The sequence below is a fragment of the Streptomyces mayonensis genome, from assembly GCF_018982965.1.
Lineage (GTDB): Bacteria > Actinomycetota > Actinomycetes > Streptomycetales > Streptomycetaceae > Streptomyces > Streptomyces mayonensis.
Genome location: NZ_JACBYP010000072.1, coordinates 1 through 12691, shown reverse-complemented (window position 1 = coordinate 12691; position 12691 = coordinate 1). Strand labels below are relative to the sequence as shown.

Annotated in this window: 8 protein-coding genes; 7 read left to right on the top strand and 1 reads right to left on the bottom strand. The window is 68.9% G+C overall.

The annotated features are described in order from the left end of the window. Positions 1 to 97: 97 nt before the first annotated feature. Positions 98 to 388, bottom strand: coding sequence for an Rv0250c family protein (locus HZS56_RS24335; protein ID WP_216722911.1), 291 nt, complete (start codon positions 386 to 388; stop codon positions 98 to 100). A 390-nt stretch (positions 389 to 778) separates the two neighbouring features. Between HZS56_RS24335 and HZS56_RS24330 the strand changes: the two genes are divergently transcribed. The 7 genes from HZS56_RS24330 to HZS56_RS24300 all read left to right on the top strand — a co-directional run bounded on the left by HZS56_RS24330 (position 779) and on the right by HZS56_RS24300 (position 12493). Beyond that, positions 779 to 3190: an ABC transporter family substrate-binding protein gene (locus HZS56_RS24330; protein WP_216722910.1), complete on the top strand. Its 2412-nt coding sequence runs from the start codon at positions 779 to 781 to the stop codon at positions 3188 to 3190. A gap of 184 nt (positions 3191 to 3374) precedes the next feature. Continuing rightward, a complete protein-coding gene (gene typA, locus HZS56_RS24325; RefSeq protein ID WP_216722909.1) occupies positions 3375 to 5291 on the top strand; it encodes a translational GTPase TypA in 1917 nt (638 codons plus the stop codon). A gap of 916 nt (positions 5292 to 6207) precedes the next feature. Then, entirely contained in the window at positions 6208 to 7239 is a 1032-nt protein-coding gene (locus HZS56_RS24320) for an ABC transporter permease (RefSeq protein WP_216722908.1), read from the top strand. Between the two features lie 112 nt (positions 7240 to 7351). Beyond that, the gene (locus HZS56_RS24315) at positions 7352 to 9154 is read left to right on the top strand and encodes an ABC transporter substrate-binding protein (protein WP_216722907.1); all 1803 of its coding nucleotides are present in this window, start codon (positions 7352 to 7354) and stop codon (positions 9152 to 9154) included. A gap of 113 nt (positions 9155 to 9267) precedes the next feature. Continuing rightward, positions 9268 to 10245 (top strand): ABC transporter permease, encoded by a 978-nt coding sequence (locus HZS56_RS24310; protein WP_216722906.1) that lies wholly within the window; start codon positions 9268 to 9270, stop codon positions 10243 to 10245. A 10-nt stretch (positions 10246 to 10255) separates the two neighbouring features. Then, positions 10256 to 11317 (top strand): ABC transporter ATP-binding protein, encoded by a 1062-nt coding sequence (locus HZS56_RS24305; protein ID WP_216722905.1) that lies wholly within the window; start codon positions 10256 to 10258, stop codon positions 11315 to 11317. Between the two features lie 30 nt (positions 11318 to 11347). Continuing rightward, a complete protein-coding gene (locus tag HZS56_RS24300; protein WP_216722904.1) occupies positions 11348 to 12493 on the top strand; it encodes an ABC transporter ATP-binding protein in 1146 nt (381 codons plus the stop codon). Positions 12494 to 12691: the final 198 nt, after the last annotated feature.

Here is a 12691-nt window from a genome sequence, read left to right as displayed (position 1 = left end):
GCGCGTCCGGGGACGGGTCCCGGGAACGGATTCCCGCAGCGGGCCCCGGGAGCGGGTTCCCGGAACGGGCCCCGGGAGCCGGTTCCCGGAACGGGTCCTAGGGGGCGCGGCGGTCGCGGGCGCCGAGACCCTCGTCGTCCGAGTCCGTCCACAGCGAGCCGTCGTACGGCGTGTCGGGGATCGGGACGAGGTCCGGGCGCCTGGGCGCGTCCGGCGCGGCCGCCGCCGCCCGCAGCAGCGCGACGCTCTCGCGCAGGTGGTCGGTGTCGGTGCGGACCCGGCGGACCTCCAGGTCGCCGCTGCCCAGCTGCTGCTCCAGCCGGGTCACCGACCGGGACAGGTCGTCGAGACTGCGCTGCACCGATGACAGGTCGTCGTGCACGGACATGACGTGACCTCGCTTCCGCCGGAGCTGGTGCCGGACGTCCGCAGGACGCACGGCAGGGGCCGGACCCTGGGTGGCGACGCTCATGCGCCTGCGAGTGTCGCGCGTCACACCTGCCGCTGGGAAGGGATGTGCAGCGATTGGCCGGGGCGGATCGGCGCACCACGGGTGGCATTGCGCCGCACGAGTGGCGTTGCGCGCCGCCGTCGCCGTGTCTCCGAGCGCGGCCGAACCGTTTCCTCTTCAGTGGCCGCATCCCTCGCCCGGATACAAATGATCAACTTCAATACCGCAAAACAACCCGCAAACAAGGCGTACCGCGGCATAACGCGCACCGCGCGACATGCCGCCCCGAGCGCACACCACGGCCGCGGCCTTCCGGAGGTAGCAGAGATGTCCCACGTCCGCGTCGGACCGCGCGCCGTCACGCGCTCGGTCGCCTTCCTCACCGCGGGCCTCCTCGCGGTCACCGCGCTGGCCGGCTGCACCTCCGAGGAACCGCCGGGCAAGCCCCTCGCCGCACAGGACGTCGGCGCCGCCTCCCGCGCCCGGGTCGCCGACGGCGGCACCCTGCGCTGGGCCGTGGACACCGTGCCGGAGACGCTGAACGCCTTCCAGGCGGACGCCGACGCCACCACGACCCGCGTCGCCCAGGCCGTACTGCCCTCGATGTACCGGACGGACGAGACCGGCCGGCCGGTGCGCAACCCCGACTACCTGGAGTCGGCCGAGGTCGTCGACACCGAGCCCAAGCAGGTCGTCGTCTACAAGCTGAACCAGCAGGCCGTCTGGAGCGACGGCCGGGAGATCGGCGCCGCCGACTTCGCCGCCCAGTGGCGCGCCCTGTCCGGCAAGGACAGCGCCTACTGGACCGCGCGCAACGCCGGCTACGACCGCATCGAGAAGGTGGAGCGCGGCGCCAACGACCTCGAGGTCAAGGTCACCTTCAGCCGCCCCTACGCCGACTGGCAGTCCCTGTTCACGCCGCTGTACCCGAAGGACGTCACGGGCACTCCGGACGCCTTCAACGACGGCGCCCGGCGCGAGCTGAAGGTCACCGCCGGGCCGTTCGCGGTGAAGAAGGTCGACACCAAGGGCGACGAGGTCGTACTCGCCGGCAATCCGCGCTGGTGGGGCGAGCCGGCCAAGCTGGAGCAGATCGTGCTGCGCGCCGTCCCCCGCGACAAACGCGTCTCCGAGCTGGTCGCGGGCGACCTCGACCTCGCGGAGATCGACCCGGAGACCGCCGACGAGGTCGGCCTGGCCGCCGGCCCCCGCGACGCCGGCACCGGCACACCGCTCATGGGCCCGCAGGGCACCCCGGCCGCGGGCGCCCCCGGTTCCCCGCTCGCCGGGGGCCAGGGCAGGTCCGCGGCGCAGGCGCTGCGCTCCTGGGCCGTGGCCAACGGCTCCGACGAGGAGGCCGCCGAGGAGGAGGTCCTCGCCCGCGAGGAGCGGCGCGAGACGGAGGCGAAGGCCCAGCGCCGGCAGCAGGCCCTGAGCGGCTACGAGGTCCGCAAGTCGCTGGAGCCCGCCTACACCCAGCTCGCCCTCAACGGCGCCGAAGGACCCCTCGCCGACGAACGCGTCCGCAGGGCCGTGGCCCGCGCCCTGGACCGGAAGAAGCTGGCCGAGGCGGTGCTGAAGCCCCTGGGCCTGCCGACCGAGCCCGTGGGCAGCCATGTGGCGCTGGCCGGCCAGCCCGCCTACGCCGACGGCAGCGGCGCACTCGGCGACCAGAACGCCAAGGAGGCCCGCGCCCTGCTCGCGGACGCCGGGTGGGTGCCCGGCGGACCGGTGAAGAAGACGGAGGAGGGCGAGAAGGCGGCCGGCGCCGAGGGCGACAAGGACAAAGAGAAGGACAAGGACAAGAAGGACGGGGACAAGGACAAGGACACGGATGGAGGCAAGGACAAGGACGAGAAGAAGTCCGACGGCGGCGACGGCGACGGCGACGACGGCACGTACATCGTCGGCGAGGAAGACGGCCAGGACGGCGGAGGCAGCGAGAACAGCGGCGAAAACGGCAGCGACGGCAGCGGCGCCGGTGACGGCGGCGACGACGGCAAGAACGCCGCCGGCGAGGCGCAGGCCGACGACGATGACGCCGACCGGGAGAGCGGCGAGAAGCACAGCAGCGGCAAGAACACCGCGCAGGGCGGCGCCCCCGGCGCCTACGCCCCCAAGGGCACGGCCGCACCGGCCGCCGCGGCGGCCCCCGTCGCCAAGGACGGCAAGGCGCTCACCCTCCGCTTCGTGCTCCCCTCCGGCCCCGGCTCCGAGGCGCTGCGCACCGTCGCCGGCCGGGTCTCGGACATGCTCGACGAGATCGGCATCGACACGGACATCACCAAGGTGCCGGACGAGAGCTACTTCAAGGACCACATCGCCTCCGGCGAGTACGACCTCGCGCTCTACTCCTGGCCCGCCACCGCCTTCCCCGCCACCGACGCCCGCCCCATCTACGCCAAGCCCGTGCCGGCGGCCGACGGCTCCCTGAACGTGGCCCAGAACTACACCCGGGTCGGCACCGACCAGGTGGACCAGCTCTTCGACCGCGCGATGTCGACACTGGACCGCAAGGAGGCCCGGGACCTGCTGCGCAAGGCCGACTCCCGGATCTGGGCGGCGGCCGGCTCCCTCCCCCTCTACCAGCGCCCCCAGCTGACGGCGGCCCGCAAGAACCTCGCCAACGCGGGCGCGTTCGGTTTCGAGACGCCGGTCTACGAGGACATGGGCTTCCTGAAGAAGGGCGCCCAGGGCTCCCGGCCCTCGGCCTCCGCGTCCTCGTCCCCGTCCTCCTGACCGTCCTCCTCATCGTCCGACCGTCCTCCTCACCGTCCGGGGGCGCAGCCCGGTCCCCGGGGCACAGCCCAGTGTCCGGGGCCCCGTACCATTGGGTGAGGCCGTGGCATGTACCGCCCGGCAGGCCCGCGTGACACGGACGTCCGCGAGGGCCGTCCTCACACCCTCCGGGAGTAAGCCACTTATGGCCGCGTCTACCACGCGTCACGACATTCGCAACGTCGCCATCGTCGCCCACGTCGACCACGGCAAGACCACGATCGTCGACGGGATGCTCAAGCAGGCCGGTGCCTTCGCCGCGCACCAGCTCGACTCCGTCGACGACCGAATGATGGACTCGAACGACCTGGAGCGTGAGAAGGGCATCACGATCCTCGCCAAGAACACGGCGGTGAAGTACCACCCGAAGGACGGGGGGGACGTCATCACCATCAACATCATCGACACCCCCGGCCACGCCGACTTCGGCGGTGAGGTCGAGCGCGGTCTGTCGATGGTCGACGGCGTCGTGCTGCTCGTGGACGCCTCCGAGGGGCCGCTGCCGCAGACCCGCTTCGTGCTCCGCAAGGCGCTGAGCCAGCGGCTGCCGATCATCCTGTGCATCAACAAGACGGACCGCCCGGACGCCCGGATCGACGAGGTCGTCAACGAGACGTACGACCTCTTCCTCGACCTGGACGCCGACGAGGAGCAGATCGAGTTCCCGATCGTCTACGCCTGCGGCCGGGACGGCGTCGCCTCCCTGACCAAGCCCGACGACGGCACGGTCCCCTCCGACTCCACCAGCCTGGAGCCGTTCTTCTCGACGATCCTGGACCACATCCCGGCGCCGACCTACGACGAGGGCGCCCCCCTCCAGGCGCACGTGACCAACCTGGACGCCGACAACTTCCTCGGCCGTATCGCGCTGCTCCGCGTGCACCAGGGCGAGCTGAAGAAGGGCCAGACCGTCGCCTGGATGAAGCGCGACGGCTCGGTCAGCAACGTGCGCATCTCCGAGCTGATGATGACCGAGGCGCTCACCCGCAAGCCCGCCGACAAGGCGGGCCCCGGTGACATCTGCGCCGTCGCCGGAATCCCGGACATCATGATCGGCGAGACCCTGGCCGACCAGGAGAACCCGGTCCCGCTGCCGCTGATCACGGTCGACGAGCCCGCGATCTCCATGACCATCGGCACCAACACCTCCCCGCTGGTCGGCCGCGGCGCCACCGGCAAGGGCGCGGACAACAAGGCGGCCGTCAAGGACCGCAAGGTCACCGCGCGCCAGGTCAAGGACCGTCTGGACCGCGAGCTGATCGGCAACGTCTCGCTCCGCGTCCTGGACACCGACCGCCCCGACGCCTGGGAGGTGCAGGGCCGCGGCGAGCTGGCGCTGGCCATCCTCGTCGAGACGATGCGCCGCGAGGGCTTCGAGCTGACCATCGGCAAGCCGCAGGTGGTCACCAAGGAGGTCGAGGGCAAGACGTACGAGCCGGTCGAGCGCATGACGATCGACGTGCCCGAGGAGCACATGGGCGCCGTCACGCAGCTCATGGGTATCCGCAAGGGCCGGATGGACAACATGTCCAACCACGGCTCGGGCTGGGTGCGCATGGAGTTCGTCGTGCCCTCCCGCGGACTGATCGGATTCCGGACGGAGTTTCTCACCCAGACCCGCGGCACCGGCATCGCCCACTCCATCCACGAGGGCCACGAGCCCTGGTTCGGCACCCTCACGACCCGCAACAACGGCTCGCTGGTCGCCGACCGCTCGGGCGCCGTCACCGCGTTCGCGATGACCAACCTCCAGGAGCGCGGCGTCCTGTTCACGGATCCCGGTACCGAGGTGTACGAGGGCATGATCGTCGGCGAGAACTCCCGCGCCGACGACATGGACGTCAACATCACCAAGGAGAAGAAGCTCACCAACATGCGGTCGTCCACGGCCGACGTGACCGAGTCGATCGTCCCGCCGCGCAAGCTGTCGCTGGAGCAGTCGCTGGAGTTCTGCCGCGACGACGAGTGCGTCGAGGTGACCCCGGAGGCCGTCCGCATCCGCAAGGTGAACCTGGACGCCCGCGAGCGCGCCCGCGCCGCGAGCCGCGCCAAGCACGGCTGACCCGCCGGGACAGCACAAGAGGAACCGGGACAGCACAAGAGGAACAGGGGGCACCGGGCACCACGGCGACGTGGCGTCCGGTGCCGTTTCGTGAGCGCAGCCGCGCGACTCGTGAGGGCACCCGCCCGACGTAGGGAAAACCCTCGACTTCCCGGCGGCACGAGGCCGGGGCGGGCCGGCACCCACTAACCTGCGCGGAAGCGCGCGAGGCGCCGCGGCCGCCGACGGCGGTCGTTCGCGGCGCAAGACAGAGCTGTCTGTCAGCCTGCACCTCCCGAGCGTTACGCGCAATCAATTTCCACGACACGGACGTCCGCTATACGGACAGTCACCTCCGTTAGATGTGTAACAAGTCCGTTTCGCAGCGATCTCGTACCAAACCCTTTGTCCGGATTTTGAAAGGTCTGGCCCCTATCTGTGATCGAACCGAGACCTCGAACCAGTGGTTCGTTCCCCGGAGGATGGCAGATAGTTAGGCGCGTAGAGCTCGGATAAACGGGTCACGCGCTGACGGGGCGCAGGCTCGCGAGCGTGAGGGCGCCCGACGATCTCATCACCGGTCAGTGGCCGGTGTGTGTCGCGTGCTCCTCTTTGCGGTGAACCAGCGGATTCATGAGGAGGAACCCATGCGAGGTGCCACAAGCGCCATATGGGTCGCATCGTTCCCGATGGCAGGTGTAGGCCCCGCGGGTGCGTTCAGTACCGTCCAGGTCGATGCGGCCGCGGCGAGGCGTCGCGAACTTCCTTGACGACGCGTGCCGTCGGCCGGTGCCACCGGTCGCGAGCCAGGGTTCCCCAGGGGTATGTCGCCCCTCCGTCGTTGTTCCCCTCGCGCGCTGCGCCTGACATACGCCGTGCGAAGGCCGTCGGACCCCCCATACTCCCGACGACCTCCAACCTGTGAAATGGACGAATCATGACGAGTCCAATCGAGATTGAGGGTGCTGAAGCCTCTCCCGTCTTGGACAAAGAGAGCGCGCCGCAGGGTGACGCCCCGAAGCCCAAGGAGCCGGAAGGGCGCAAGCCCGGCCAGTTGATGTGGGCGCGCTTCAAGCGCGACCGGGCCGGTGTGGTCTCTGCCTTCGTCGTCCTGTTCTTCTTCGTGGTCGCGGCGGCGGCGCCACTGATCTCGAAGGTCTACGGCAAGGACCCGTACACGCTGTACGGGCAGGACAACCCCGACCTCCTGGACATGTTCACCATGCCCGCCGCACCGTTCGGCGGCATCAGCGGTGACTTCTGGTTCGGTATCGAACCGGGCCTGGGCCGCGACGTGTTCACGCAGCTGCTCTACGGGATGCGCAACTCGATGGCCACCGCGCTGGCGGCGACCCTCATCATGACGTTCCTGGGTGTGCTGATCGGTCTGGCCGGCGGCTACTTCGGCGGGAAGATCGACTACTGGCTCGGCCGGATCACCGACTTCTTCATGGCCCTGCCCAGCCAGCTGTTCTTCGTCGCCGCGATGCCCGTCATCACCACCGTGTTCGTGGCCCCGGACAAGGAGACGCCCACCTACGTGCGCGCCGCCGCGATCATCATCGTGCTGTCCTTCCTGGGCTGGATGAGCATGGCCCGCATCGTCCGCGGCGCCACGATGTCCCTGCGCGACCGGGAGTTCATCGAGGCGGCCCGCATCTCGGGGGCCTCGCCCTGGCGCATCCTCCGCAAGGAACTGCTGCCCAACATCGTCACCCCGACGCTGGTACAGGCGACGCTGACGCTGCCGAGCACCATCCTCAGCATCGCGTTCCTGTCCTTCGTGGGTGTGGGGTACGTCGAGCCGACGCCGGACTGGGGGCGGATGTTCTCCATCGGCGCCAACATCGTCGAGCAGGATCCGTACTACATGCTCTTCCCCGGAGTGGCCATGGTGATCTTCATTGTGGCCTTCAACCTCCTCGGCGACTCGGTGCGGGACGCCTTCGACCCCAAGGGAAACCGCTGAGGCCCAGGGGACATCCCCCCACATCCTCGCCCGGCCGGCCCGGCGCCGCCCAGCCCGGTCCCGGCCACGTACCAGCAGCGCTCACTACTCACAGGCAGGTGGATTCGTCCCAATGAGCATTCTCCGTAACCGCACCGCGACGGCCGCGATAGTCGCGGTCGCCGCCGGCGCCCTGACCCTCACCGCCTGCGGTGGTGGCGACAGCGACAGCTCCTCCAAGGACAACAGCAAGCAGAAGGAGGACGCCAAGTCGCAGTCGAAGCCGGTCCAGATCGGCGACGCGCAGGCGTCCACCGGCCCGGCCCCCGACGTCGAGGGCGCCAAGTCCGGCGGCACCATGACCGTCTACCAGACGGCGGACTTCTCCCACCTGGACCCGGGGCAGATCTACGTCTCCGACGGCAAGCTGCTCAGCCGCCTGATCTTCCGCGGTCTGACCCAGTACGACGAGGACGAGAACGGCAACCTGACCGTCGTCGGCGACCTCGCCACCGACGCGGGCAAGGAGTCCGACGGCGGCAAGACCTGGACGTACACCCTCAAGGACAACTTGAAGGACGCGAACGGGAACCCGATCAACTCGGCGGACATCCGCCACACGGTCGAGCGGATGTACGCCAACTACATCACCGACGGCCCGACCTACCTCCAGCAGTGGCTCTCCGGCGACGGCACCACCTACCGCGACGCCTACCAGGGTCCGGACAAGGGCAAGCACCTGCCCGACGACGTCCTGGAGACGCCGGACGACAAGACGATCGTCTTCCACTTCGACACCCCGCGTCCCGACCTCCCGCAGATGCTGACGATGCCCGGCTACAGCGTCGTCCCGGAGGAGACGGACACCAAGGAGAAGTACGACTCCGCGCCCGTCGCCGTCGGCCCGTACAAGATCTCCGAGTTCAAGCCCGGCAAGTCCATGAAGCTGGTCAAGAACACCCAGTGGGACCCCAAGTCCGACTCGGTGCGCCACCAGTACGTCGACGGCTTCAACATCGAGATGAACCACGACGACGAGGACCAGACCAAGACCCTCCTCGCCGACCAGGGCGGCGCCAAGAACGCCATGATGTTCACGGGTCAGGTCGCCACCACCCAGCTGCAGAACGTCGTCGGCGACAAGCAGGCGATGGAGAACCGCACGATCCAGGGCTACGCCCCGTACGTGTGGCAGCTCAACTTCAACATGGACCGCATCAAGGACAAGAAGCTCCGTGACGCGATCACCCTGGCCCTGCCCTCGGACGCGGTCTTCAAGGCCGACGGCGGCGCCTACGGCGGTGAGGTCGCCAACTCGCTGATGTCGCCCACGACCCCGGGCTACGACGGCACGTTCGACCCGTTCAACCGTGAGAAGAAGCCGAACGGCGACGTCGAGGCCGCCAAGAAGCTGATCAAGGAGGGCGGCTTCGAGGGCAAGAGCCTCGTGTACGCCTACGGCAACACGCCGGAGCGGCAGAAGCAGGCCGTCCTGATCGCCACCGCGCTGGAGAAGATCGGTCTCGACATCCAGAAGAAGGAGATCGACTCCGCCACCTGGTACGAGCAGGTCGGCAAGGTCAAGAACGGCTACGACCTGTACATGACCGGCTGGGGCCAGGACTGGCCGTCCGGTTCCACGGTCATCCCGCCGGTCTACGACGGCACGCAGATCCAGGACGGTTCGTCGAACTACTCGCACATCAACGACGACCACGTGAACTCCGAGATCAAGCGCATCCAGAAGATCACGGACACGGACGAGGCCACCAAGGCCTGGGCCGAGCTGAACGAGTACATCTCCAAGGAGATCAACCCGGCCGCCCCGATCTACTACACCAAGGTCTTCCAGATCTTCGGTTCGAACGTCGGCGGCATCCGCTACAGCTCTGACTCGAGCTACGTGGACGTGACCCGGGTCTTCCTCAAGAAGTAGCCCGACCGGTCGGGAAACGGTGGTGGGCGCGCTGCGGAGCGCCCACCACCGGGCCCGGATCTCCTTCAGCCCTCCCCATCCCCCCGCCGCAGTCCTGAGAGCAGCTGTCTGCCATGCTTCAATTCCTCATTCGCCGGTCCTTCGGCGCGGTGCTGATCCTGGTGTTGATCAGTGCCTTCACCTTCTTCATGTTCTTCGCGATCCCGCAGGACCCGGCCATGCTGGCCTGTGGCAAGAACTGCACTCCGGACGCGCTGGAGATCATCCACAAGAACCTGGGCCTCGACAAGCCGGTCACGGTCCAGTACTGGAACTTCCTGATCGGCATCTTCGCCGGGCGTGACTTCGCCGTCGGCCACTGCGCGGCCCCCTGCTTCGGTGTGTCCTTCGCGAACAACCAGAACGTCTGGGACACGATCATGGACCGCTTCCCGCTGACGGTCTCGCTGACCATCGGCTCCCTCGTGGTCTTCCTCATCGCCGGCCTCGGCGCCGGCCTGCTGGCCGCCCGCAACCGCGGCACCTGGGTCGACAAGGTCTTCAGCTCCGGTTCGCTGGTCGTCAGCTCCCTGCAGATCTACTTCCTCGGCCCGCTCGTGCTGCTGGCGCTCGTCTACAGCACCGGCTGGCTGGACAAGCCGAAGTACGTGCCGTTCTCCGAGGACCTCGGCGGCTGGTTCATGGGCCTGCTGATCCCCTGGCTCGTCATGGCGACCATCTTCACCGCCAACTACACCCGCATGAGCCGGTCGTCGATGATCGAGCAACTGCAGGAAGAACATGTGAAGGCGGCCCGCGCCAAGGGCATGTCGGGCAACTACACCTTCTTCCGCTACGCCTGGCGCGGTTCGCTCGTGCCCATCGTCACCATCCTCGGCATCGACCTGTCCTCGCTGATGGGCGGCGGCATGGTGACCGAGATGACGTTCGGCCTGGCCGGCATCGGCCGGCTCGCGCTGGACTCCGTCACCAACAAGGACCTGCCGATGTTGATGGGCGTCATGCTGGTCAGCGCCGCGCTCATCATCGTCTTCAACCTGATCGTGGACGCCATGTACGCCGTCATCGACCCGCGCGTGCGCCTGTCCTAGGAGAACCACCGTGACCACTCAGACCAAGCCCGAAGAGGCCCCGGCCGCCGCCGCGGGGGACGCGTTTCTCTCGGTGCGCGACCTCAAGGTCCACTTCTCCACCGAGGGCGGCGTCGTCAAGGCGGTGGACGGTCTCTCCTTCGACCTGGAGCGGGGCAAGACCCTCGGCATCGTCGGCGAGTCCGGCTCCGGCAAGTCGGTGACCAACCTGGCCGTCCTCGGCCTGCACGACCGCCGCAAGACCGCCGTCGACGGCTCGATCACCCTGGACGGCCAGGAGCTGACCGACGCGAGCGAGAAGCAGCTGGAGAAGCTGCGCGGCAAGAAGATGGCGATGATCTTCCAGGACGCGCTCACCGCGCTGTCGCCGTACTACACGGTCGGCCGGCAGATCGGCGAGCCGTTCATCAAGCACAACGGCGCGTCCAAGAAGGACGCCCGGGTGCGCGCCATCGACCTGCTGCAGAAGGTCGGCATCCCGCACCCGCAGAAGCGGGTCGACGACTACCCGCACCAGTTCTCCGGCGGTATGCGCCAGCGCGCCATGATCGCCATGGCCCTCTCCTGCAACCCGGACCTGCTCATCGCGGACGAGCCGACCACGGCCCTCGACGTGACGGTGCAGGCCCAGATCCTCGACCTGCTCAAGGACCTCCAGCAGGAGTTCGGCTCCGCGATCATCATGATCACCCACGACCTGGGCGTGGTCGGCAACATGGCCGACGACATCCTGGTCATGTACGCGGGACGGGCCGTCGAGCGCGGCACGGTGCGCGAGGTCCTCAAGTCGCCGCAGCACCCGTACACCTGGGGTCTGCTGGGCTCGATGCCGAACCTGTCGTCCGACGTCAACGAACCGCTGATGCCGATCCCGGGATCGCCGCCCTCGCTGATGAACCCGCCCTCGGGCTGCGCGTTCCACCCTCGGTGCGGCTTCACCGACCTGGTCACCGGCGAGCGGTGCTCGGGCGAGCGTCCGACGCTCGACCTGGGCCGCGGTGCCGCCTGCCACCTGACGGGCGACCAGCGGCAGCAGGTGTTCATCGAGAAGATTCAGCCCCGGCTGGGCTGAGCGGAAACCGGCGACTGGGGCATCCACACCATGAGCGACAACAGCAAGACGACCACAGCGGTGGCCGACACCTTCCCGCAGCAGCGGGACGGCGACACCGCGCCGCTGCTCAAGGTCAGCGGCCTCTCGAAGCACTTCCCGATCAAGGGCGGCTTCCCCATCAAGCGCACCGTCGGCCACGTCAAGGCCGTCGACGGCGTCGACTTCGAGGTCTTCCCGGGCGAGAGCCTGGGCCTCGTCGGGGAGTCCGGCTGCGGCAAGTCGACCACCGGGCGGCTGCTGACCCGGCTGTACGAGCCCACGCAGGGCACCATCGAGTACCGCGGCAAGGACATCACCCGCGCCAACCGGCGGGAACTGGCACCGATCCGGTCCGAGATCCAGATGATCTTCCAGGACCCGTACGCGTCGCTGAACCCGCGGCAGACCGTCGGCACGATCATCTCGGGCCCGATGGAGATCAACGGGATCAACCCGCCCGGAGGCCGGGAGAAGCGCGTCCGCGAACTCCTGGAGATCGTCGGTCTCAACCCGGAGCACTACAACCGCTTCCCGCACGAGTTCTCCGGCGGCCAGCGCCAGCGCATCGGTGTGGCGCGTGCCGTCGCGCTGCAGCCGAAGCTCATCGTCGCCGACGAGCCGGTCTCCGCCCTGGACGTCTCCATCCAGGCCCAGGTGGTGAACCTCCTCCAGGAGGTGCAGCGGGAGATGGGGATCGCGTTCGTCTTCATCGCCCACGACCTGGCGATCGTGCGGCACTTCTCGCAGCGCGTCGCGGTGATGTACCTGGGCAAGGTCGTGGAGATCGCGGACCGCGACTCGCTCTACGAGCGCCCCCGTCACCCGTACACCCACGCGCTGCTCTCGGCGGTGCCCGAGGCGGACCTCGACGCCGACAAGCGGGAGCGGATCCGGCTGGAGGGCGACGTCCCGTCGCCGATCTCGCCGCCGTCCGGCTGCCGCTTCCGCACCCGGTGCTGGAAGGCGCAGGACAAGTGCGCGACCGAGGAGCCGCCGCTCGTGCAGCTCTCCGGCAACCGCGAGGGCCACCTGACGGCCTGCCACTTCCCGGAGGAGGGCACGACGGAGGCCAGGGCGGAGGACGTCGTCATGGATCCGGGCCTGAAGGCCCTGGAAACGGACACGGACGGTGACCCGAAGGTCACGAAGGCCTGACGCCGCCACCCGCAGCCGCATGCCGCCCAGCTACGGGCGGTCGTGCCACCCCAGCTACGGGGCCGCCGCGCCCCAGCTGCGGGCAGTCGTGCCGCTGGGGCGGCACGGGTGGGCGGTGGGGGCACCTCCCAGGCCGTTCAGGCACTGGGGGAGGCACCCCGTAAGCGCCGGGCTGCGCGACCCTCCCCCGCCCAGCCC